A 23164-nucleotide genomic window follows, 5' to 3' on the forward strand; every position below is an offset into this window, starting at 1 on the left:
ATATATGTTTTTTACAAACAAGATCCTCCGCTCACATCAATTAATTGTCCAGTAACCCAGCGGCTGTCTGGAGAAGCAAGGAATGCAGCAGTATCGGCAATGTCTTCTACTTCACCTAAGCGATTGAAAGCGGAAATAGTAGTAGCGTACTGCTTCATCATCGGGTCGCTCAAGAGTTCTGCATTCATATCTGTTTTAATAAATCCTGGAAGTATTGCATTCACCGTTATTCCTCGTGCTCCAAGCTGTTTTGCTAGCGTAAAAGTCATTGTATTAATAGCGCCTTTCGTCATACTATATGCAACAAAATCAGGTAAAGAAATGCGGGTGGCAGCGGATGAAATATTAATAATTCGGCTATTGTCACGTAAACGTGGTAGTGCTAGTTGAATGATAAAGAATGGAGCTTTTGCATTTACTGAAACCATTCTATCAAAAAACTGTTCAGTCGTTTCTTCAATAAAAGCACCAGGACCAATGCCAGCATTGTTTATTAAAATATCAAATTGTGTTTCACCAGTGCGCTTTTGTAATTCAGTATCTAAAGCGTTATAAAGGTTTTCTACACCGTGTAAGGATTCTAGATTTGCGCCGATAGAAAAAGCTTGGCCACCATCTGATCGAATTTCATGAACAGTTTCTTCAGCGTCATCTTTTCGACTACCGTAATGAACAGCAACCAATGCACCGTCATTTGCTAAACGTTTAGCGATCGCTCGTCCAATTCCTCGGCTTGCTCCTGTAACTAACGCTACTTTCCCTTTTAACATAGTTTCCTCATCTCCTCATAAACTTTATAAGTTTTTCTTTATGTAGTAATGCAAACATACTTAAGTAATATATGAGTGTATGTAAGTAATGCATTCCAATTTTGATTTGAGAAAAAATAAATAGAATGAATTTTGATTTTTTTGAAAAAAACATATTGACAACGAAAAGAACAACGTCCTATAATACGTGTAACAAATAAAAGTTAATTAAGAATTTTCTAACTTTATATGTTGTATATGCAAAGAAGAGGAAAGTAGATGATTATGATCGTTTCAGAGAGCTACTCCAAGGCTGTGAGGGTAGTAACAATCGAATCATTGAAGATCACCTCGGAGCATCGCTTGCGAAAGGGAAACTGAGTAGAGGGCGGCGGCATCGTCTCCGGTAAAAGGACGGAGGTCTGATTGGACCTACAAAGCTTATATTTCGTGAGAAGTATAAGGAAGCTGAGTGGTAACGCGAAACTCTCGCCTCAGCAATCAAAGCTACTAAATTGTAGTAGTTGATTGCTGAGGCGAGAGTTTTTATTTTTAAAAATAGAATAAGAGAATGCGTAGAAGAGGAGAGTAAATGATAAAGATTGTTTCAGAGAGCTGCCCCGAGGCTGTGAGGGTGGTAACAATTCACTCATTGAAAATCACCTTGGAGCACTACTTTTGAAAACTAGTAAAAAGTAGCGGGGTTGTTCCCGATAGAAAAACAAAAGTCTAATTGGACTTGCAGAGCTTATATTTCGTGAGAAGTATAAGGAAGCTGAGTGGTACCACGATTCCCTCGTCTCAGCAATGGATTGCTACAAGTATGTAAGTAATCGATTGTTGAGACGAGTATATTTTTAAGGTTTATATACTGAATATTCTGTTAAAAATACTCATCTCAGCAATCGATGTAGAAATAGATTGCAAAAAATAGAGAAAAAAAGAGGAGCGATGTGAGATGGGAAACCAGTACATTTACATGAATGGGGAATTTGTAGAAAAAGAAAAGGCAGTTGTTTCAGTATATGATCACGGTTTTTTATACGGAGACGGTGTATTTGAAGGGATTCGTAGTTACGGAGGAAATGTATTTTGTTTAAAAGAACATGTGAAACGATTGTATGAATCAGCGAAATCTATTTTACTAACAATTCCAATGACGGTAGAAGAAATGGAAGAAGCAGTTTTACATACACTCCAAAAAAACGAATATACTGATGCTTACATTCGCTTAATTGTCTCAAGAGGAAAAGGTGACTTAGGGCTCGATCCGAGAAGTTGTGTGAAGCCGAGCGTAATTATCATTGCAGAACAATTAAAGTTATTCCCACAAGAATTTTATGATAATGGGCTAAGCGTTGTATCTGTTGCATCAAGACGTAATACGCCAGATGCGTTAGATCCACGTATTAAGTCAATGAATTATTTAAATAACGTACTTGTAAAAATTGAAGCAGCACAAGCAGGAGTGTTAGAGGCTCTTATGTTAAATCAACAAGGATATGTTTGTGAAGGTTCTGGTGATAATGTTTTCGTTGTGAAAGATGGAAAAGTATTAACCCCGCCATCCTATTTAGGAGCATTAGAAGGTATTACGAGAAATAGTGTTATCGAGCTATGTGAGCGACTGAGTATTCCGTGTGAGGAAAGACCGTTCACTCGCCATGATGTATATGTAGCGGATGAAGTATTTTTAACAGGAACAGCAGCGGAGTTAATTCCAGTTGTAAAAGTTGATTCCAGAGAAATTGGAGATGGGAAACCAGGAAGTGTAACGAAACAATTGACCGAAGAATTTAAAAAATTAACGAGAGAAAGAGGAGTACGTGTTCCCGGGCTGACGGAAAGCTTAGCGTAAATAAGGAGAGGAGTTAATGGAAATGAAGCAGCAGTATACAGCGTATGAGAAATTACAGTATGAAGAAATGACAGGCGCTGGGCACGTGATTCAATGTTTGAAGAAATTGGGTGTAACGACCGTTTTCGGCTATCCAGGCGGAGCGATTTTACCAGTATACGATGCGTTATACGAAAGTGGTTTGAAACATGTTTTAACTCGTCATGAACAAGCTGCCATTCATGCGGCTGAAGGATATGCGAGAGCTTCTGGAAAGGTTGGGGTAGTCTTTGCTACCTCTGGCCCAGGGGCGACAAATTTAGTTACGGGTTTAGCAGACGCTTATATGGATTCGATTCCTTTAGTTGTCATTACCGGGCAAGTTGCAACGCCTTTAATTGGTAAAGATGGATTTCAAGAAGCGGATGTTGTCGGAATTACAGTACCTGTTACGAAGCATAATTACCAGGTTCGTGATGTGAATCATGTATCACGAATTGTGCAAGAAGCTTTTTATATCGCCAAAAGCGGGCGCCCGGGACCAGTATTAATTGATATTCCAAAAGATGTTCAAAATGCAAAAGTCACCAGTTTCTTTAATGAAGAAGTTGATATTCCGGGGTACAAACCAGAACTTGTACCAGACAGCATGAAACTTAGAGAGGTGGCTAAAGCAATTTCAAAATCTAAGCGTCCACTTCTTTATATTGGAGGAGGTGTCATTCATTCAGGTGGATCCGATGAACTCTTCGAATTCGCAAGGGAGAACCGTATTCCAGTCGTTTCAACTTTAATGGGGCTTGGTGCATATCCACCGGATGATTCATTGTTTCTAGGGATGCTTGGTATGCATGGGACATACGCTGCTAATATGGCGGTAACAGAATGTGATTTACTACTTGCATTAGGTGTTCGCTTCGATGATCGTGTAACAGGAAAATTAGAACTTTTTTCTCCGCACTCGAAAAAAGTACATATTGATATTGATTCTTCTGAGTTTCATAAAAATGTAACTGTAGAACATCCGATTGTTGGTGATGTAAAAAAAGCGTTACACATGCTGTTACATATGTCTATTTATACACAAACAGACGAATGGCTTCAGAAAGTAAAGACATGGAAAGAAGAATATCCACTTTCTTATAAGCAAAAAGAATCTGAGTTAAAACCACAGCATGTGATCAACTTAGTAAGTGAATTAACGAATGGTGAAGCGATTGTCACAACAGAAGTAGGTCAGCATCAAATGTGGGCTGCTCACTTCTATAAAGCAAGAAAACCTCGGACGTTCCTTACCTCTGGAGGATTAGGAACGATGGGGTTTGGTTTTCCAGCAGCAATTGGTGCTCAGCTAGCTAAAAAAGAAGAACTTGTCATTTGTATTGCAGGTGACGCTTCTTTTCAAATGAACATTCAAGAACTACAAACAATTGCTGAAAATAACATCCCTGTAAAAGTATTTATCATAAATAACAAATTTTTAGGGATGGTAAGGCAATGGCAAGAAATGTTTTATGAAAATCGTTTATCAGAATCAAAAATTGGATCACCAGATTTTGTGAAAGTAGCAGAAGCTTATGGAGTAAAGGGATTAAGAGCAACAAATTCAACCGAGGCAAAACAAGTGATGTTAGAAGCATTTGCTTATGAAGGTCCTGTCGTAGTTGATTTTTGTGTAGAAGAAGGTGAAAACGTATTTCCGATGGTTCCGCCAAACAAAGGGAATAACGAAATGATTATGAAGAGGTGGGAAGAATGAGTCATACTTTTTCACTCGTTATTCATAACGAGTCAAGCGTCTTATTACGTATAAGTGGGATTTTTGTTCGGCGTGGTTATTATATTTCTTCTTTACATTTAAAAGAAAGAGATACTAGTGGTGTTTCTGAAATGAAACTCACAGCAGTTTGTACTGAAAATGAAGCGACATTACTTGTTAGTCAGTTGAAAAAATTAATTGATGTTCTGCAAGTAAATAAATTATAAGGAGTGTATGGAATATGAAAACATATTATGAAAAAGATGCAAATGTAGAGTTATTACAAGGAAAAACTGTTGCAGTAGTTGGTTATGGATCACAAGGTCATGCGCAAGCACAAAATTTACGTGATTCTGGTGTAGAGGTTGTAGTTGGTGTTCGTCCTGGTAAGTCGTATGAAGTAGCGAAAGCGGATGGATTTGAAGTAATGTCTGTTTCAGAAGCGGTTCGAACCGCACAAGTTGTACAAATGTTATTGCCAGATGAACAGCAAGCTCATGTGTATAAAGCAGAGGTAGAAGAGAATCTTCGTGAAGGACAAATGTTACTTTTCTCACATGGATTTAACATTCACTTCGGACAAATTAATCCGCCAAGTTACGTAGATGTAGCGATGGTCGCGCCAAAAAGTCCAGGTCATCTCGTTCGCCGTGTATTTCAAGAAGGAAATGGTGTTCCAGCATTAGTCGCAGTGCATCAAGATGCGACGGGAACAGCGCTACATGTAGCACTGGCGTATGCAAAAGGTGTAGGGTGTACACGTGCGGGGGTAATTGAAACGACATTCCAAGAAGAAACCGAAACGGATTTATTCGGTGAGCAAGCTGTACTTTGCGGCGGGGTAACTGCACTTGTGAAGGCCGGGTTCGAAACGTTAACGGAAGGTGGATATCGTCCTGAAATTGCATACTTTGAATGTTTGCATGAATTAAAGCTAATTGTTGACTTAATGTACGAAGGTGGATTAACGACTATGCGCCATTCTATTTCAGATACGGCAGAGTTTGGAGATTATGTAACAGGATCGAGAATTGTTACAGATGAAACGAAGAAGGAAATGAAGCGTGTTCTGACAGAAATTCAGCAAGGTGAATTTGCGAAGAAATGGATTTTAGAAAATCAAGCAGGGCGTCCGACGTATAACGCAATGAAAAAAGCAGAACAAAATCATCAATTAGAAAAAGTGGGAGCAGAGCTTCGTGAAATGATGAGCTGGATTCATGCACCGAAAGAATTAGTAAAGAAATAGAGTAAGAGAGTATAAATGAAAAATATGTAAGAGGGGATTTGACAAGATGAGAAGTGACATGATTAAAAAAGGTTTTGATAAAGCACCGCACCGTAGTTTATTAAAAGCAACTGGTTTGAAAGATGAAGATTTTGATAAACCTTTCATAGCGATTTGTAATTCTTTTATTGAAATTATTCCAGGGCATAAACACTTGAACGAGTTTGGGAAACTTGTAAAAGAGGCAGTTCGCGCGGCAGGTATGGTACCATTCGAATTCAATACAATTGGAGTTGACGATGGTATTGCGATGGGACATATCGGTATGCGTTATTCTCTTCCGAGTCGTGAAATTATTGCAGATTCAGTAGAAACGGTTGTAAATGCACACTGGTTTGACGGCATGATTTGTATCCCAAACTGTGACAAAATTACACCAGGTATGATGATGGCTGCACTACGTATTAATATTCCGACTGTGTTTGTTTCAGGCGGCCCGATGGCGGCTGGAAAAACGTCAAAAGGAGAAGTTGTTGATTTAAGCTCTGTTTTTGAAGGGGTAGGAGCTTATCAATCTGGGAAAATTTCAGAAGAAGAATTAAAAGATATTGAAGATCATGGCTGTCCATCTTGTGGCTCTTGTTCGGGTATGTTTACCGCGAACTCTATGAATTGTTTATGTGAAGTATTAGGTTTAGCTCTTCCTGGTAACGGGAGTATTTTAGCAATTGATCCAAGACGTGAAGAGTTAATTAAACAAGCAGCAGAGAAATTGAAAATTTTAATTGAAAGAGATATTAAGCCGCGTGATATTGTAACAGAAGAAGCAATTGACGATGCTTTTGCACTTGATATGGCGATGGGTGGATCAACGAATACAGTATTACATACGCTAGCACTCGCACAAGAGGCAGGACTAGATTATGATATGAACCGTATTGATGCAGTTTCAAGACGTGTACCTCATTTATGTAAAGTAAGTCCAGCCTCAAATTGGCATATGGAAGATATTGATCGTGCGGGCGGGATTAGTGCAATTTTGAAAGAGATGAGCCGGAAAGAAGGAGTACTTCATCTTGATCGAATAACTGCTACTGGGCAAACATTAAGAGAAAATATCGCTGAGGCAGAGATTAAAGATAAGGAGGTTATTCACTCTCTCGAAAACCCTCATAGTGAAGAGGGGGGCTTACGTATATTAAAAGGAAATCTTGCTAAAGATGGAGCGGTTATTAAAAGCGGTGCAACAGAGGTAAAGCGTTTTGAAGGGCCTTGCGTTATTTTTAATTCACAAGATGAGGCACTTGCGGGCATTATGCTTGGGAAAGTGAAAAAAGGAGATGTAGTTGTCATTCGTTATGAAGGACCAAGAGGTGGCCCTGGTATGCCAGAAATGTTAGCCCCAACATCAGCAATTGCTGGAATGGGATTAGGTGCTGAGGTTGCATTATTAACAGATGGACGTTTTTCTGGAGCTTCACGTGGAATTTCAGTAGGACATATTTCACCAGAAGCAGCAGCGGGCGGGATGATTGCACTTCTTGAACAAGGGGATATTGTATGTATTGATGTTGAAGAACGCTTGCTAGAAGTAAGGGTGAGTGATGAGGAATTAGAAAAGCGTAAAAAAGAATGGAAACGACCAGAACCAAAAGTGAAAACTGGCTGGCTTGGACGTTATGCACAAATGGTAACATCGGCGAATACAGGGGCTGTTCTGAAAATCCCACATTTTGATTGAGCCAATTTAAAAGAGATAAGGATGATATATAATGGTGCAAAAGGTAAAGGAGAGAGTGAAAATTGAAGATATCTTAATGGCCCATAATTGCATGAAAGATATCGTTATTAAAACACCGTTACAACGTGATACAGTTTTATCTGAGAAATATGATTGTGACGTTTATGTAAAACGAGAAGACTTACAATTAATTCGCTCTTTCAAAATTCGTGGTGCATACAATTTGATTCAAAGTTTACCGAAAGAAAAGTTACAAAACGGTGTTGTTTGTGCAAGTGCTGGTAATCATGCGCAAGGAGTTGCTTACACGTGTAATTTATTGAAGATTCCGTCAAAAATATTTATGCCCACAACAACACCGAAACAAAAAGTATCACAAGTACAATTTTTCGGTGGTGATTTCGCAGAGATTGTATTAGTTGGTGATACATTCGATAGCTCTTTCCAAGAAGCACAGTGTTATTGTGAAGAAAATAGAATGACATTTGTTCATCCGTTTGATGATCCGTATGTAGTTGCTGGTCAAGGGACAGTGGCAGTTGAAATTATGCATGATATGGAGAAACCGGTTGATTATATCTTTACAGCAATCGGTGGTGGTGGATTAGCATCAGGAGTTGGTACATATGTAAAAGGTGTTAGTCCTACTACAAAGGTTATTGGTGTAGAGCCAATGGGAGCTGCATCTATGAAAGAGGCTTTTCTTCAAAATGAAAATGTAGCATTGGAGAAAATAGATAGCTTTGTTGATGGGGCAGCTGTTAAAAAAGTAGGAAAGTTAACATTTGAAACTTGTAAAGATGTAATTGACGATATTATTTTAGTACCAGAGGGGAAAGTTTGTACGACGATTTTAGAACTGTATAAGAAAAATGCGATTGTAGCTGAACCGGCTGGTGCACTCTCTATTGCAGCGCTTGATTTATATAGAGATGAAATAAAAGGTAAAACAGTTGTATGTACGCTAAGTGGTGGAAATAATGATATTGATAGAATGCAAGAAATGAAAGAGCGTTCGCTCATTTATGAAGGACTGAAACATTACTTTATCATTGAATTTCCGCAGCGTTCAGGTGCGCTAAGAGAATTTCTTGATAAAGGATTAGGACCAGAAGATGACATTACGCGCTTTGAGTATATTAAGAAACATAATAAAGAAAATGGTCCAGCATTAGTCGGCGTAGAATTAAAACATAAAGAAGATTATGAGCAATTAATTACTCGCTTTAAAGAAAATAATATTCAATTTATGGAACTTAATAAAAACCCTGTTTTGTTTGATTTGCTTATTTAATAGAAGGAAAGAGTTAGAATGTAAATAAAAAAGATAGATACAAGCGAGGGAATATAGTGCTTGTTCTATCTTTTTTATAGTTAAACTAGGTACTCATTAAATTCAAGAAGAATAAAGCTAGCTAACCAAAAGAGTATCGCAATACGAATGATTACATACATTGTAAATTCAAAAGGAGTAAGATTTCTCTCTCGCTTTATTTTTTTAAATAGTCTCACAGAATAAAAGGAACATAAAAGCAGGATTGCTATAGACATTTTATAGATGTTTTCTAAGAGGTTTATATTTTCTAATAACTCTTTCAGCATGTTTATCACCTATTCTGTAAAGTATATTACAGAGAAATAGATCTTGAGCTGTCTAGTTTCGTTTGTTTTTTATTTTCCCTGTATCATCAATTTCTACATCAGTTGAAATTGTTTGTAAATATTGAAGAGCTTTTTTCTTTTCTCCTTCATTTACAGGGGAAACTTGGTTGTTGCGAATGATATAAGGATTGAATGACATTTGGACATCCTTTCCTTTAAAAGTTAAAGTTAATACGCCAGTTTCAGCGCTTTTCCCATTCACATAACTCGGGAATAAAAAGTTACCTAATGAGTAAGCGATAGGAACTTTATTATAATACTCAAACCCTTGTAACCAATGTGGATGGCTCCCGACAATTGCGTTAGCTCCTGCTTCAACCATTTTAGGTACATATTGCTTTTGGTATTCTACCGGACGATTTGATTTTTCAACGCCCCAATGCATATAGACGATTAAATAGTCTGCATCTTTCTTTTGTTCTTTAATTGTTTTTGTTACAAGATTTAAATCATAGCCATTCGCAACGCCAGGTTTATTCTCACCAGCTACCCAATTAGAATCAGGCATAAATCGAACGAAGGAAAGAAATTTAAACTTTTTCCCTTTTACGGTCATTTCTCGTGCTGTATATGCATCTTTCGCATTTTTTCCGGCTCCAATGTAAGGGAACTTTAATTTTTCTACGTGAGAAATCGTATCTAATAATCCATCTTGCCCATAATCAAGTGTGTGGTTATTCCCAATATTTACGATGTCATATCCAGTGTTTTTAATAGCTTGTAGTGTAGATGGATCACTTTTAATCCAAAACAGTTGCCCAGGTGCTTTCTTTTCTTTCGTTGTAAATGCCGACTCTAAATTCACAAAAGAAATATCAGCTTTTTTTATTTCTTCTTTTACATGTTGGAATGGGTAATCAGCCCCATTCTTTTCGATTATAGGACGTAATTGCCAATCAAACATTGTATCACCAGAGAAGGTGAGTGTGATTTCTTGGTCTTCTATTTTCTTTTCGCTTTTTGAAGCGGTTTTACTAGATTTGTTTTGCAAATCGGGTTTGTCTTTTGCTTTTGAAATAAAAGAGTAATTGATTAATAAAACAATCGGTGTAATGAAAAAGGCTATTAACAAAAATCGTTTTAGTAAAGTTTTCATATATACCTTCCCTTTTAATATTATCCCGCAATTAAATTAACACTGAATCTATTAAAGGTAATTAAAGTTACAAAAAATAGCGGGTTATGTAGTGGAAAACATTTGTTAATATTCTCAATATTAAGTTAACATATAGATAACCTGTAAATCAATGTATAAACCAAAATATAGAAATAAAGAATTCGAAGGGTGAAGAATGAGAAATGGTTATATTAGGAGCAGTTGTAAATGGAATTTGTATTATATTTGGTACTTTACTTGGTAAATTATTTAGTAGGATTCCAGAAAGTATGAAAGGGACGATAATGCACGCAATCGGTTTAGCGGTTACTGTGCTTGGGCTTCAAATGGCATTAAAAAGTGAAAACTTTCTTGTTGTCATACTGAGTTTAGTGATTGGTACGGTAATTGGAGAATGGTTACAATTAGAAGAAAAGTTAAAACATTTAGGGGATTGGCTAGAAAATAAAGTTGGATCGAAAGGGAAAGGTAGCATATCAGAAGGTTTTGTAACAGCTACTTTAATTTTTGCAATTGGCGCGATGGGGATACTTGGTGCACTTGACAGTGGGATTCGCGGAAATCATGATATTTTATTTACAAAGGCGATTATCGATGGATTTATTTCTATTATATTAACGACAACTCTAGGAATTGGCGTAGTATTTTCGGCAATTCCAGTTGTTTTATATGAAGGTGGTATTGCAGTTTTTGCAACACAAATTAATAGTTTTGTCCCGAAAGAATTAATGAACCAATTTATAGTGGAGATGACGGCTACGGGCGGCATTATGATATCTGCTATTGGATTGAACTTGCTTAGTATTATTAAAATCAAGGTGGCAAATTTACTTCCAGGTATATTGGTAGTGGGTGTAATTGTTTCAATTATTTATGGTTACGGTTTGTTAGTAAATTAGTAGAGGATGGAAACACATATGGAGGAATTTCAATTTACAAAACGTGTGCATAAAATATTGGAGATTGCAGCAAAAGAGAGTGAGTATAACATAATTCACCCAGTCCATCTGTTTATAGGTATGTGTAAAGAAGGTACAGGAGTTTGCGCTGAGTTATTTATGTATTTGTTTCACAAAGTCGGTCCAGATTTTTTAGAAAAACTTTCGTTACGAAAACAATTCGATTTACATAATCAAGAGTATAAAAAAATAGGGCAATATAAACTATCTTATAAGGCGATAGAAATTTTACAAATAGCGAAGAAACGTATGGAACGCTTTCAGCAAGTAGTAGTAAATGAAGGACATGTTATGTATGCATTATTTCATATAGATACAAATATTGGTGGATTTATACATACACAAATGCAAGAAGATATATTACGTATTACAGCTGCACCGAGAGACTTAGCGGTTGATTTAAATAGTTTTAAATCTATTTATAATACATTATTTTGTCATGTAAGAAGAGTTAGTCCTTCTGATTTTGATAAGTTATCACGATTTGTAGTGGATGAATTTGGTGAACGGTGGTTACAGTCGGTTGATTATGGATTTCGGACATATAACGAAAAGTTACCTATCTATATTGCACAGCAGGAGGAAGTAATAGTTGGTTTCGCCTGTTACGATGTAGTGAGAGGAAAGAAAGGCTTGTTTGGTCCAATGGGCATAGCGAAACAAAATCGTGTGAAAGGTGTAGGAAAAGAATTATTGCATCATTGTTTATATAATATGAAGCAAGATGGATATGAATATGCGATTATTGGACAAGCAGGTCCCATTGAGTTTTACGAGAGAAATTGTAATGCTCGTTTAATACCGATAGATAATAAGTAACCAACTTCATATAGAGGAGTTGGTTTTATTATGAAAATGATGTAGAGATGTAGTGTTTTTTACTAGAAAATAGCGGGTTTTGTAGTAAATCTTGCATATAAAGCAAATTACTAAACTTTTTACAAGAAAGGGTGTAGAATGGGTATCTAAAGAAAGAAGGTGTGAAAATGGCCAGCTGGAAACGGAATTTAATGATTTGTTGGCTAGGTTGTTTTACCACTGCAGCCGGTATGAGTTTAGTAATTCCTTTCTTATCTTTTTATATTGAGGAATTAGGAGTAACTGGCACTTCAAGCATTGCACAGTGGTCGGGACTTGCATTTGGTGTAACATTTTTAATGGGTGCGATCGTATCGCCAATATGGGGAAAGCTTGGTGATATACATGGACGGAAATTGATGCTTATTCGTGCTAGCCTCGGTATGGCGATTATTATGACGCTTATGGGGTTTGTAACGGATGTGTATCAACTAGTCGCACTAAGATTTTTAATGGGAGCAGTATCTGGTTTCCTTTCAACAGCGATGACATTTATTGCAGCAGAAACTCCGAAAGAACATTCAGGTTGGGCGATTTCCACAATTTCAACTGGTGGTGTGAGCGGTTCGTTACTTGGCCCATTACTTGGCGGTTATTTGTCTGAGTTAATTGGAATGCGTCATGTCTTTCTTGTTACGGGAGCTTTTTTATTCCTTTCCTTTCTCATCGTTTTTTTCTTCCTGCATGAAGAAAATCACTCTGCTCAAGCAAAAAAAACACAGCCGAAAAAAGTATGGACGATGGTCCCAGCGAAGCATTTAATTATTAGTTTATTTGTAACAACATTTATTATTCAACTTGCTAATGTGTCAGTTCAACCAATTGTTACATTGTACGTGAAAAATTTAGTAGGTCCTCATACTGCACATATTGAAACAATTGCGGGTGCAGTTATGTCAGCGACAGGATTAGCAGTTATTTTGGCAGCACCAAGACTAGGAAGATTATCAGATCATATCGGTCCTCAAAAAACGTTAGTTGTAGCGTTATTTGCTGCAGGAATTATTTTTATCCCGCAAGCATTTGTAACGTCAGCTTGGCAACTATTAATTCTTCGATTTTTATTAGGTATCGCACAAGCAGGATTATTACCTTCCGTACAAACTCTACTAAAACAACATACACCAACCCATGTTACGGGACGAATATTTGGATATAATCAATCATTTCAGTTTTTAGGAAATATGATTGGTCCAGTGCTCGGGGGACAAATTGCAGCGCATGTAGGTTTCCAATATGTTTTCCTCTCTACATCTTCACTATTATTTATTGCGTGTATTTGGGTTTATTTTCATAATAAGAACGAAGAGGTATCAGAGAAACGACATTTGGAAGTTAGTTAACTAAGTGAATGAAAAAGAAAAAGGATGAAGCAGCATGTGCTTCATCCTTTTCTTTAAAATCGAAGACAAAGATAACTTAATGTACCAAGCTCGTAACTACGGTGAATGACTTCACCGCTATTTTCACCACTTCCCATAGCGATAAATAAAGGAACAAAATGTTCTGCTCTTGGTACTGCTAATTGTGCATGAGGAGCATTTTTCTCCCAATTAAACAATGCATCTTTATCGTTATCCTGCATATGTTTAATAATCCAATCATCAAATTCAATTGCCCATTTTTCAGGTGTAGTTTGATTCCATTTCAGTGCTCGTAAATTATGAACGGTAACGCCACTCCCGATTACTAAAATATCTTCTTGTCCGAGTCCTTTAAGTGCTTCTCCAATTTCAAATTGTTCTTTTGCAGAAAGGAATGGATTGACTGATATTTGCACGACAGGAATATTTGCTTCTGGATACATGCGGTGCAGGAGTGTCCATGAACCATGATCTAAACCTCTCGTCATATTATGATGGACTGAAATACCTTTGTTCTTAAATTTTGTTTCTAAAATAGATGCAATATGAGAAGAGCCTTTCGCACGATATTTGATTTCGTATAACTCAGGGGGAAAACCTCCAAAATCATAAATTGTTTCATACTCGTTATCTGATGAGGAAATCGTTAATACTTCACTTTCCCAATGAGCAGTGAAAATAACAATTGCTTTCGGTTTATATGTTTCTCCAAGTGTTTTTAAAAATCGTGTATAGTCTGTATCTTGAATAGCGAGCATAGGCGAACCATGTGCTAAAAATAATGATGGCATCATAATAGTAGGAACCTCCTAAAAATTATATAGTTACTTTATGTAAGTAACTATATAATTTTATTTTGAATTCGTCAAGAAATTAGTTTAAAAGCAAGTCTGAAAAATACATCATTTGTCATAATGAAAGCAATTACATATAATATAAAATAAGAAAAGTGAATGGATATTCATTTTCTTAAAGCTATACATAATAGAGTTGGGGGCTGACGAAATGAATGTACAGGAAAGTTTCGTTACGGCATTGGATGGATCGGAAATTTATTTGCGTAAGTGGTTACCAGAAGGAGATCCGAGAGGAATTATTCAAATTGCACATGGCATGACAGAGCATGCAGGGGTGTATACAGAATTTGTAGATGCTTTATTGGAAGCAGGGTATGGTGTTTATGCGCATGATCATAAAGGACATGGGAAAACAGTAAAAAAAGAAGAAGACTATGGTCATTTTGAACCAAATATAGGGTGGAATCAAGTTGTATCGGATGTTATCTTTGTTTCAGAAAAGATAAAAGAAGAGCAGTCAAGTCCTTTGTTTTTACTTGGACATAGTATGGGTTCTTTTTTATCAAGACGTGCTGTACAACTTAGAGGCGAATTATATGATGGATTTCTGATTTCAGGAACAGGTGGAAATCCAGGGCTTTTAGGAGCTATTGGTCATAAAGTAGCAACAATCGAAATGAAATTGCGCGGGGCAAAAACGAAAAGTCCAATGTTAAACTTTTTATCTTTCGGAAACTTCAATTCGAACTTTAAGCCAAATCGTACAAAATTTGATTGGTTATCTTCAGATAATAATCAAGTTGATAAATATATTGCGGATCCGTTATGTGGTTTCATTTGTACGACGAGTTTTTACCGAGAATTATTTTCTGGAGTATTAGAAGTAAATAAACTAGAAGAATACAAGAAGACGCCAAAGAATCTTCCAATACATATATTCTCTGGTGATCGTGATCCTGTTGGCGATATGGGGAAAGGTGTAAAAGAAGTATATGAAAACTATAAAAAATGTGGTGTGAAAGACGTGACACTACGTTTATATGAAAATGGTAGACATGAAATGTTTCATGAAGTAAATAAGGATGAAGTATTTAAAGATTTAATTTCGTGGTTAGATGCGCATAATAAATGAGAAAGATAATCCCAAACTGTTTGTAGTTTGGGATTATTTATTATACAGAAATAGGGGCAATAAATTCTTAAATTCACTTTACTTAATAAAAAATAAAAAAATATTGTATGAGAGGAAACCTCACTTTTCTGAAGTGAGGTTTTTTGTAGTAACGAAGTAATAGTGAATAAAACTAATTTTAAAAGTAATTTAAAATTAAACTTTTTATAAAGCAACAGATGCTCGTTCATAATAGTAGTATAATAGTGAATGAGGTGTTAATAGAATGGAAGATAGAACGTTAGGTTTATTACTAGATGTTGTTGGGGAACTATTTTCAGATGAAATTTCAATTGCTGTTTCGAATACGAAAGAATATATTTACTATCGGCCAAGTAAACGAATTGATTTAAAGATTAGTGTCGGGGATCCTATAAAGGAAGGAACGATTGCTCATAAAGCGATGGTGATGAATCAAAAAACATCTGAGTTTATGGATCGGGATGTTTTTGGTATTCCTTATCATGGAATGGCTGTACCATTTTCAAACAATGGAAAGCTTGAAGGGTGCGTGACGGCAATTTATCCAGCTTTAACGGATGGAAAGTCAGTTGTTACTTTAAAAACAACAGACGGCTGGATTCCGGTTCCTTTTTCAAAGGTTATGTATTTAGAGGCTAAAGATAAAAAGACGTATGTGAATTCAGAAGAGTTATCAGGAACACATAAATACTCTCTGCAAGAATTCGAATACTTGCTTCCGAAAGATTCATTTATTAGATGTCACCGTTCGTTTATTGTAAATGTTAATCATATTAAAGCGATTTATCCTGATACCCATTCTACTTTTGTACTTTCGATGGATAATGGTGAGAGAGTACCAGTTAGTCAATCATACGCTAGTTATTTCCGTAAACTTCTAGGATTCTAAATTTTTCTGCTTTAGAACCTAGATTTGCTGTTCTGTCTGAATTTTCGGCATTGTATACTAAAATCCCTATTTTGATAGTGTTAATGTGTAAAATAATTATGAATATTCAATGAGAGAGGGATTACATATGGAGAACAATTTAGATAGAATCAGAGATCAACGTCTAAAAGATCGGGTAGTTACACCTGAAGAAGCAGCTTCCTGGATTCAAAGTGGAATGACTTTAGGCTTAAGTGGGTTTACACGTGCAGGTGATGTAAAAGCAGTCCCATTTGCGCTTGTAAATCGAGTTAAGAATGATGAATCTTTTAAAGTAAATGTTTATACTGGGGCTTCTTTAGGATCGGATGTAGACAAATTATTTGCTGAGGCAGGAATTTTAGGGAAAAGATTACCTTTCCAAGCTGACGCTACTATGCGAAAAGGAATTAATAACGGAGACTTTTTATTTGTGGATCAACACTTGTCTCATACAGCAGAGTTACTCCGTGCTGACGTTCTGGATATAGATTTCGCTATTTTGGAAGCGGTTGCGATTACAGAGGACGGAATGATTATTCCAACCACTTCAATTGGAAATTCCTTAGCGTTTTCCTTAAATGCTAAGTCTATTATTATTGAAATGAATATGGCTCAATCCGCGCAATTAGAGGGGCTACATGATCTATATGAACCAGGTAAACAAGGGGAGAGGCTTCCAATTCCGCTTGTGAAAACAGATGACCGAATTGGAACAATCGGTATTCCAATTGATCCTGAAAAAGTAAAGGGAATTGTGTTTACGAATCAATTGGATTCGCCATCGACAATTGTTCCTCCGGATGAAGAAACTGTTATTATGGCACAGCATTTAATAGAATTCCTTCGAGAAGAAGTCAAAGTAGGCCGATTAACAAATCGTTTAGCGCCGTTACAATCAGGAATTGGTTCAGTGGCTAACGCCGTATTGCATGGAATGTTAGATTCAGAATTTGAAGATTTAGAAGTATATTCCGAGGTTTTACAAGATGCAGTTTTTGATCTTATGGATGCTGGAAAAGTCAATTTTGCTTCTTGTTGTTCTATCACGCTTTCTGAAGAGAAAATGCAACAAGTATTTTCTAACTTTGAAAAATATCGTGACAAATTAATGATGCGTCCACAAGAGATTTCCAATCATCCTGAAATTATTCGTCGCCTTGGATTAATCTCAATTAATACTGCATTAGAATTAGATATATACGGAAATGTTAACTCTACTCACGTTTTAGGTACAAAAATGATGAATGGTATTGGTGGGTCTGGCGATTTTGCAAGAAATGCTCGCCTAGCTATCTTTGTTACTAAATCGATTGCGAAAGGTGGTAACATTTCAAGTATCGTTCCTTTCGTTTCTCATGTAGACCATACTGAACATGATGTAGATGTTATCGTCACTGAACAGGGATATGCCGACTTAAGGGGACTTGCGCCAAGAGAAAGAGTGGAACTTATTATTGAGAATTGCGCACATCCAATGTATCGTGAACAGCTACGAGCTTATTACGAAGAAGCAAAAATAAGAGGTGGACAAACTCCTCATATTTTAGAAAAAGCTTTTTCTTGGCATACGAACTATGCTAAAAATGGAACAATGCTTGAAGCGGTAGTAGAAACTGTATAGGTTTGTATCGTACGAAATAGTAAAACGAATGAGTGAGCTTGAAGATTAAATTTTAGAAAAAGAGAACGCCAACTTTTAGGGATGGCGTTCTTTTTCTTTAAAAAAATTGTTGAAAGTCGTACTGATTATAATAAAGATTTATAAAATCAATTTCTATTTTATGGAAATTAAAGGTTTTTTTGAAGTGCTTTCCGAATCAATTTAGTAGTGTACATATTGAAAGTGAGGAAAAAGAATCATGAAGATAAGAGAAGCATTATTAAGTGAAGCAAATGAATTAAGTGAACTCGCACTACATTCAAAAGCAACGTGGAATTATAGTGAAGAATTCATACTTGCTTGTAAGGAAGATTTAACAATTACGGAAGAGTACATAAAAAATAATTTTGTATATGTTTTAGTAAACGATAATGCGAAGATTGGTTTTTTCTCATTTTTACGTAATGATAAAGCTCTCGATTTCTTGTACATTCATCCTCATTACAAAGGAAAAGGTTACGGGAAAATACTTTGGGAGTATGTAATAGAAAAAGCCAATGAACTAGGATTAAAAAGTTTTACAATTGATAGTGATCCGAATGCAAAAGGATATTACTTGAAAATGGGAGCACAGTTAATAGGAGAGACACCATCAACTATCTTTAAGGGGCGTGTACTGCCTCTTTTGAAATATGATGTGTAAAACTATTAATAGTAGGGGAAGATTAGAATGGATGATGTAAAGGAAAAAAGAATATATGAAGCACTAATAAAATCGTGGTCGATTGAAACGAGTTCAAAGTGGACAATTGAAAACCCAGCAAAGGGACAATGTGGTGTTACAGCTCTTGTCGTTCAAGACATATACGGAGGAGAAATTAAAAAGACAAAAGTAAGAGAGGTATGGCACTTTTATAACTTTATAGATGGGCAGAGATTTGATTTTACAGAGACTCAATTCAATGGGAAATTGAATTATATGGATGAAAAGTCAAATCGGGAAGAAGCATTTGCAGATACAAATGAAAAGCAATATAACATTTTGAAGGGAAAAATAACGAAAGAATTAAAATTATCTTTTGACTCTTAATCTTTAGTAAGTTACTATAATGGTGGTAACTTATTAAAGGGAACTTCATAGAGTTGAAAGGGGAAATACTTTTGAAAACAACTTATGTAAACGCTACAATTGTAACGATGAATGAACAAAACGAAGTGATAGAAAATGGATATATCATTGTAGAAAATGATCAAATTATAGATGTAAAGAGCGGAGAATTCGCTAATGAATTTGAAGTAGATGAAGTAATTGACATGAAAGGAAAGTGGGTTTTACCAGGGCTTGTAAATACACATACACACGTTGTAATGAGTCTCCTAAGAGGTATTGGAGATGATATGTTATTACAGCCATGGCTTGAGACGAGAATTTGGCCACTGGAAAGTCAATTTACTCCCCAAATTGCGGTCGCTAGTACGGAATTAGGATTACTTGAGATGGTGAAAAGTGGTACAACATCATTCTCTGACATGTTTAATCCAATTGGAGTAGATCAAGACGCAATTATGGAAACGGTATCAAGGAGCGGGATGCGAGCTGCTGTTTCAAGGACTTTATTTAGCTTCGGAACGAAAGACGATGAAAAGAAAGCGATTGAAGAAGCTGAGAAATATGTGAAGCGTTACTATAACGAAAGTGGCATGTTAACTACGATGGTTGCACCACATAGTCCATATACATGTAGTACAGAATTGTTAGAAGAGTGCGCACGGATTGCAGTAGAGAATCAAACGATGGTTCATATCCATCTTTCTGAAACAGAGCGTGAAGTACGTGATATTGAAGCACAGTATGGAAAACGTCCAGTAGAATATGCAGCGAGCTGCGGATTGTTTAAACGCCCAACAGTTATTGCACACGGTGTAGTATTAAATGACGATGAGCGTGCATTTTTAGCAGAACATGATGTTCGAGTAGCACATAACCCAAATAGTAATTTAAAACTAGGTTCTGGTATAGCGAATGTAAAAGCGATGCTAGAAGCAGGAATAAAAGTAGGAATTGCAACAGATAGTGTTGCATCTAACAATAATTTAGACATGTTTGAAGAAATGCGCATAGCGACTTTATTACAAAAAGGTATTCACCAAGATGCAACAGCATTACCAGTTGAAACAGCTCTTTCTCTTGCGACAAAAGGAGCTGCGGAAGTAATCGGGATGAAACAAACAGGGTCACTAGAAGCTGGTAAGTGTGCTGATTTTATTACGATTGACCCGTCTAACAAGCCGCATCTACAACCAGCAGATGAAGTGTTATCACACCTTGTATATGCTGCGAGTGGTAAAGATATAAGCGATGTAATTATTAACGGAAAACGTGTCGTTTGGAATGGCGAATGTAAAACGTTAGATGAAGAGCGTATTATATTTGAAGCAAGTCGTTATAAACGAGGTCTGCAAAGATAGATAATTATGTGGCAGTTGAAAAAGCTATCCTTTTAAAAGGATAGCTTTTTTCTTGAACGAATAAATATTCAAAAGAATGTCGCATCTTTCTGTTAGTATTTCTGCTATAATATATTACGCTTTATAATATTTTATATTTAAGGAGAACAACTCATGAAGCGAAAAAAGAGCCATTTAATGGTAATGGCACTTGTTACATCTTTATTATTAACAGCTTGTAATAATAAAGCGAATAAAAGTGATACAGAGGTTAAAAAACAAGTGTTAAATGTAACAGTATCAGAAGAAATTCCTTCTCTGGACACTGCGAAAACAATGGATGGTACATCAGCCCACGTTATGCAGAATATATTTGAGGGGTTATATGTATTAAATGATCAAGATCAGCCTATTCCAGCAGTAGCAAGATCGTTTAAAAGAAGTGAAGATGGTAAGAAATATACATTTGATTTGCGTAAAGATGCAAAATGGTCAAATGGAGACAGTGTGACAGCAAATGATTTTATATTTGCATGGAAACGTGCAATTAATCCTGAAACGGCATCTCAATATGCATACATGCTCTTTTATGTGAAAAATGCGAAAGAGATTAATAAGGGAACAATGCCTCTTGATGCACTTGGGGTTAAAGCAATAAATAATTATACGTTAGAAGTTGAACTCGAACAGCCAGTTCCGTATTTTTTACAGTTGTTAGCACTACCTATATACTTACCACAGCATGAATTATTTTTGAACGAACAAGGAAACAATTATGCATTGGAACCTAGTAATCTCATATATAACGGTCCATTTGTATTAGAAAAATGGAAGCATGAACAAGAGTTTCAATTAAAGAAGAATGCTACATATTGGGATCGAAAGAAAGTGAAATTAGACGAAATAAACTTTCATATCGTAAAGGATACAATGACAGCTGTAAATTTATATGAAGCCGGAGATTTAGATCGAGTACCTATTAATTCGCAAGTTGTAGACAAGTATAAAGGGAATAAGGAATTACATATGTCGAGTGATCCTGGAATTGCTATGCTTCGTTTTAATGAAAAAAATAACGCGTTAGCAAATAAAAAGGTGCGTCAATCTATTTCATTAGCGTTAAATAAAGATGATTTCGTTGCTCACTTTATTAATAACGGAGCAAAACCTGCAAGTGGACTTGTACCAGTTGGTCATGTAAATGAAGTGACTGGTAAAGATTTTAGAAAAGAAAATGGAGATATTTCCTCATATGATTTGCAAAATGCGAAAAAACTTTGGGAAGAAGCGAAAAAAGAGCTTGGGGTAGAACAAGTAAACCTAGAGTTCTTAACGTTCGAACAAGATAACGCAATACGTATGGCAGAATATATAAAAGGTGATTTAGAGAAGAATTTGCAAGGGTTAACGATACAAATTAAACAACAGCCATTTAAGCAAAAATTACAGTTAGAACAAATAGGTGATTACGATATAACTATGGCAAATTGGGGACCTGACTATAAAGACCCAATTAGTTATTTAGAGTTATTTACGACAGGGAATCCGAATAATAAAATGAATTATTCTAATGTTCGTTACGATGAATTAATAAAGAAAGCGAAAACGGATTTTGTACTAGATACGGAAAATCGATGGAAAGCGTTGCGAGAAGCCGAGCAGGTATTATTAGAAGATGCTGCGGTGGCGCCGCTTTATCATATTGGCTCAGCATATGTACAAAAGGATTATGTAAAAGGAATTGAAAAGCATCAATTTGGTGGTATTTATACTTATAAGAATGCTTATATTGCTAATGAATAAATAAAAAAAACCTTACTTTTTAAAAGTAAGGTTTTTTTTACAGAGGACCGGGAAATCCTTTGGTGGTGTTCCTAGCATATAAAGAAGAGAAGTGCAAAATTGTAGTTACACATTCATAAGAAGTTGCAACAAATAATATTGAGCAGTTTGTTTAAGTAAAGAGAAGAATAGAAATATAGCATACAAGGAATAAGGGAATGTAGTACAGATCAGCATACAAGCATTTTCTTTCTGTAACTATGTTTGTTTTTAATTATATAAAAAAATATTAGGTTATATATTTTGTCCTTGGTATACTTAAAAGGTAATTTGGGGTATTAAGATGAATTGATAGAGGTGTTTGTGTGGAATTATTTGAGTATTATAAAAAAGGGGGCGGTTTAAGTGTTTAATTGGGACAGGGATTTTTCTCTTTGGATTATATTGTCTGTATAATAGTTGGGGTGATGTTAATTGGGGAGAAATAATATTTATGGTTATAGCTTCGTTTGTTTTTGGGGGATTGGATTTTGGCAATTAAGAAAAGGGAACTTATTAGAAGAGAATATAGCTAAAAATGATTTGAAGTTTTGGGATATTGATACTTATGTTTTACTAGAATTACCTCAAAATAATAAACATTACGGTTTATATACTCCCGATGGGGCCTATATAGTAGGAACAACTATGGTTTCAACTGATATAATTTCTTCAAAATTACCTTTTTTAAAAAACAAGCAAGTTATTGGATTGGAAGCAAAGGATGGGGAAACTCTTGCATATTTTCATAGTGAAGTTGAAAACTATGATTGGGCTATTTATGACTCAAATTATAATTGTGTAGGTATGTTTAAAGAAAATATGATACAAGGATTTGGAATGGTACGTGGTTCTTTAATGAATGAAAAAGAGATAAGACTTTCTGAAGTAGAAGTTGAATTTGATTTTTTCGAAACTTCTTTTCGTACAATGGATAACCGGATATTAATAAACTGTAAAAGAGGATATATGCCTTTGGAATGGAGCGAAAGATTCGGATTAAATGTACCTATTATTAAATTAGGTAATAATATTTCTAATGCTGAAAAGATATTTGGTTTAGGGGTTCTTTTCTATATTTTAGAAACAATTAAAGTAAGAAAAAGTAGGGTTTTTAATGATTAGAGTTTCAAAAATTATTTAAAAAAGAAATTGAAGAAA

Annotated in this window: 20 protein-coding genes, 1 pseudogene and 1 other annotated feature; of the genes and pseudogenes, 17 read left to right on the forward strand and 4 right to left on the reverse strand. The window is 35.7% G+C overall.

What is annotated here, in order from left to right:
* Positions 1-11 precede the first annotated feature (11 nt).
* Positions 12-770: an SDR family oxidoreductase gene (locus tag MHH55_RS03240; protein ID WP_000911822.1), complete on the reverse strand. Its 759-nt coding sequence runs from the start codon at positions 768-770 to the stop codon at positions 12-14.
* A gap of 546 nt (positions 771-1316) precedes the next feature.
* Positions 1317-1556, forward strand: a binding site (T-box leader).
* Positions 1557-1707: 151 nt separating this feature from the next.
* Between MHH55_RS03240 and ilvE the strand changes: the two genes are divergently transcribed.
* The 6 genes from ilvE to ilvA are packed head-to-tail and all read left to right on the forward strand — an operon-like array spanning position 1708 to position 8608.
* Positions 1708-2607 (forward strand): branched-chain-amino-acid transaminase, encoded by a 900-nt coding sequence (ilvE, locus tag MHH55_RS03245; protein ID WP_000528161.1) that lies wholly within the window; start codon positions 1708-1710, stop codon positions 2605-2607.
* Between the two features lie 22 nt (positions 2608-2629).
* Positions 2630-4345 (forward strand): acetolactate synthase large subunit, encoded by a 1716-nt coding sequence (ilvB, locus tag MHH55_RS03250; protein WP_002182646.1) that lies wholly within the window; start codon positions 2630-2632, stop codon positions 4343-4345.
* Entirely contained in the window at positions 4342-4572 is a 231-nt protein-coding gene (locus MHH55_RS03255; protein WP_139362400.1) for an ACT domain-containing protein, read from the forward strand. The genes ilvB and MHH55_RS03255 overlap by 4 nt, the downstream gene beginning before the upstream one ends.
* 14 nt (positions 4573-4586) lie before the next feature.
* Positions 4587-5594: a ketol-acid reductoisomerase gene (ilvC, locus tag MHH55_RS03260; protein ID WP_000861143.1), complete on the forward strand. Its 1008-nt coding sequence runs from the start codon at positions 4587-4589 to the stop codon at positions 5592-5594.
* Positions 5595-5640: 46 nt separating this feature from the next.
* On the forward strand, positions 5641-7314 hold the full coding sequence (gene ilvD, locus MHH55_RS03265; protein WP_001255814.1) for a dihydroxy-acid dehydratase: 1674 nt from the start codon (positions 5641-5643) through the stop codon (positions 7312-7314).
* Between the two features lie 31 nt (positions 7315-7345).
* Positions 7346-8608 carry a threonine ammonia-lyase IlvA gene (gene ilvA, locus MHH55_RS03270; protein ID WP_000250327.1) on the forward strand — a complete coding sequence of 421 codons (1263 nt, stop codon included), beginning with the start codon at positions 7346-7348 and terminating at the stop codon, positions 8606-8608.
* An 80-nt stretch (positions 8609-8688) separates the two neighbouring features.
* On the opposite strand, the gene MHH55_RS03275 is transcribed toward ilvA, so the two are convergent.
* On the reverse strand, positions 8689-8916 hold the full coding sequence (locus tag MHH55_RS03275) for a hypothetical protein (protein ID WP_000910604.1): 228 nt from the start codon (positions 8914-8916) through the stop codon (positions 8689-8691).
* A gap of 52 nt (positions 8917-8968) precedes the next feature.
* Complete coding sequence (locus MHH55_RS03280) at positions 8969-10072, reverse strand: CapA family protein (protein WP_000854536.1); 1104 nt, start codon at positions 10070-10072, stop codon at positions 8969-8971.
* A gap of 203 nt (positions 10073-10275) precedes the next feature.
* On the opposite strand from MHH55_RS03280, the gene MHH55_RS03285 reads away from it, so the two are divergent.
* The 3 genes from MHH55_RS03285 (at position 10276) to MHH55_RS03295 (ending at position 13253) form a co-directional block, all read left to right on the forward strand.
* A complete protein-coding gene (locus tag MHH55_RS03285) occupies positions 10276-10992 on the forward strand; it encodes a DUF554 domain-containing protein (protein ID WP_000236030.1) in 717 nt (238 codons plus the stop codon).
* An 18-nt stretch (positions 10993-11010) separates the two neighbouring features.
* Positions 11011-11871: a GNAT family N-acetyltransferase gene (locus MHH55_RS03290; protein ID WP_078186194.1), complete on the forward strand. Its 861-nt coding sequence runs from the start codon at positions 11011-11013 to the stop codon at positions 11869-11871.
* 167 nt (positions 11872-12038) lie between these two features.
* Positions 12039-13253, forward strand: a complete 1215-nt coding sequence (locus MHH55_RS03295; RefSeq protein WP_078186193.1) for a multidrug efflux MFS transporter — start codon at positions 12039-12041, stop codon at positions 13251-13253.
* A gap of 53 nt (positions 13254-13306) precedes the next feature.
* Here the strand turns inward: MHH55_RS03295 and MHH55_RS03300 are convergent, their stop codons facing one another.
* Positions 13307-14068 carry a DODA-type extradiol aromatic ring-opening family dioxygenase gene (locus tag MHH55_RS03300; RefSeq protein WP_078186192.1) on the reverse strand — a complete coding sequence of 254 codons (762 nt, stop codon included), beginning with the start codon at positions 14066-14068 and terminating at the stop codon, positions 13307-13309.
* Between the two features lie 211 nt (positions 14069-14279).
* On the opposite strand from MHH55_RS03300, the gene MHH55_RS03305 reads away from it, so the two are divergent.
* From MHH55_RS03305 to MHH55_RS03340, 8 genes and pseudogenes are all read left to right on the forward strand, one after another.
* On the forward strand, positions 14280-15203 hold the full coding sequence (locus MHH55_RS03305) for an alpha/beta hydrolase (RefSeq protein WP_001102581.1): 924 nt from the start codon (positions 14280-14282) through the stop codon (positions 15201-15203).
* Positions 15204-15468: 265 nt separating this feature from the next.
* On the forward strand, positions 15469-16113 hold the full coding sequence (locus MHH55_RS03310) for a LytTR family DNA-binding domain-containing protein (RefSeq protein WP_078186191.1): 645 nt from the start codon (positions 15469-15471) through the stop codon (positions 16111-16113).
* 127 nt (positions 16114-16240) lie between these two features.
* Positions 16241-17755, forward strand: a complete 1515-nt coding sequence (locus tag MHH55_RS03315; RefSeq protein ID WP_000429812.1) for an acetyl-CoA hydrolase/transferase family protein — start codon at positions 16241-16243, stop codon at positions 17753-17755.
* A 238-nt stretch (positions 17756-17993) separates the two neighbouring features.
* Positions 17994-18437, forward strand: a complete 444-nt coding sequence (locus MHH55_RS03320) for a GNAT family N-acetyltransferase (protein ID WP_063219840.1) — start codon at positions 17994-17996, stop codon at positions 18435-18437.
* Between the two features lie 27 nt (positions 18438-18464).
* Entirely contained in the window at positions 18465-18824 is a 360-nt protein-coding gene (locus MHH55_RS03325) for a YunG family protein (protein WP_000342907.1), read from the forward strand.
* 53 nt (positions 18825-18877) lie between these two features.
* The gene (locus tag MHH55_RS03330; RefSeq protein ID WP_139362399.1) at positions 18878-20203 is read left to right on the forward strand and encodes a bifunctional S-methyl-5'-thioadenosine deaminase/S-adenosylhomocysteine deaminase; all 1326 of its coding nucleotides are present in this window, start codon (positions 18878-18880) and stop codon (positions 20201-20203) included.
* A 153-nt stretch (positions 20204-20356) separates the two neighbouring features.
* Complete coding sequence (locus tag MHH55_RS03335) at positions 20357-21985, forward strand: peptide ABC transporter substrate-binding protein (RefSeq protein WP_078186189.1); 1629 nt, start codon at positions 20357-20359, stop codon at positions 21983-21985.
* A gap of 344 nt (positions 21986-22329) precedes the next feature.
* A pseudogene (locus tag MHH55_RS03340) lies at positions 22330-23128 on the forward strand (ABC transporter ATP-binding protein).
* Positions 23129-23164: the final 36 nt, after the last annotated feature.

The organism is Bacillus sp. FSL K6-2944 (assembly GCF_038005385.1).
GTDB lineage: Bacteria > Bacillota > Bacilli > Bacillales > Bacillaceae_G > Bacillus_A > Bacillus_A cereus.

What these genes read in the sequence shown, in the direction of transcription:
- MHH55_RS03240 (WP_000911822.1), bottom strand. Translation starts at nt 770, where the DNA reads ATGTTAAAAGGGAAAGTAGCGTTAGTTACAGGAGCAAGCCGAGGAATT.
- ilvE (WP_000528161.1), top strand. Translation starts at nt 1,708, where the DNA reads ATGGGAAACCAGTACATTTACATGAATGGGGAATTTGTAGAAAAAGAA.
- ilvB (WP_002182646.1), top strand. Translation starts at nt 2,630, where the DNA reads ATGAAGCAGCAGTATACAGCGTATGAGAAATTACAGTATGAAGAAATG.
- MHH55_RS03255 (WP_139362400.1), top strand. Translation starts at nt 4,342, where the DNA reads ATGAGTCATACTTTTTCACTCGTTATTCATAACGAGTCAAGCGTCTTA.
- ilvC (WP_000861143.1), top strand. Translation starts at nt 4,587, where the DNA reads ATGAAAACATATTATGAAAAAGATGCAAATGTAGAGTTATTACAAGGA.
- ilvD (WP_001255814.1), top strand. Translation starts at nt 5,641, where the DNA reads ATGAGAAGTGACATGATTAAAAAAGGTTTTGATAAAGCACCGCACCGT.
- ilvA (WP_000250327.1), top strand. Translation starts at nt 7,346, where the DNA reads ATGGTGCAAAAGGTAAAGGAGAGAGTGAAAATTGAAGATATCTTAATG.
- MHH55_RS03275 (WP_000910604.1), bottom strand. Translation starts at nt 8,916, where the DNA reads ATGCTGAAAGAGTTATTAGAAAATATAAACCTCTTAGAAAACATCTAT.
- MHH55_RS03280 (WP_000854536.1), bottom strand. Translation starts at nt 10,072, where the DNA reads ATGAAAACTTTACTAAAACGATTTTTGTTAATAGCCTTTTTCATTACA.
- MHH55_RS03285 (WP_000236030.1), top strand. Translation starts at nt 10,276, where the DNA reads ATGGTTATATTAGGAGCAGTTGTAAATGGAATTTGTATTATATTTGGT.
- MHH55_RS03290 (WP_078186194.1), top strand. Translation starts at nt 11,011, where the DNA reads ATGGAGGAATTTCAATTTACAAAACGTGTGCATAAAATATTGGAGATT.
- MHH55_RS03295 (WP_078186193.1), top strand. Translation starts at nt 12,039, where the DNA reads ATGGCCAGCTGGAAACGGAATTTAATGATTTGTTGGCTAGGTTGTTTT.
- MHH55_RS03300 (WP_078186192.1), bottom strand. Translation starts at nt 14,068, where the DNA reads ATGATGCCATCATTATTTTTAGCACATGGTTCGCCTATGCTCGCTATT.
- MHH55_RS03305 (WP_001102581.1), top strand. Translation starts at nt 14,280, where the DNA reads ATGAATGTACAGGAAAGTTTCGTTACGGCATTGGATGGATCGGAAATT.
- MHH55_RS03310 (WP_078186191.1), top strand. Translation starts at nt 15,469, where the DNA reads ATGGAAGATAGAACGTTAGGTTTATTACTAGATGTTGTTGGGGAACTA.
- MHH55_RS03315 (WP_000429812.1), top strand. Translation starts at nt 16,241, where the DNA reads ATGGAGAACAATTTAGATAGAATCAGAGATCAACGTCTAAAAGATCGG.
- MHH55_RS03320 (WP_063219840.1), top strand. Translation starts at nt 17,994, where the DNA reads ATGAAGATAAGAGAAGCATTATTAAGTGAAGCAAATGAATTAAGTGAA.
- MHH55_RS03325 (WP_000342907.1), top strand. Translation starts at nt 18,465, where the DNA reads ATGGATGATGTAAAGGAAAAAAGAATATATGAAGCACTAATAAAATCG.
- MHH55_RS03335 (WP_078186189.1), top strand. Translation starts at nt 20,357, where the DNA reads ATGAAGCGAAAAAAGAGCCATTTAATGGTAATGGCACTTGTTACATCT.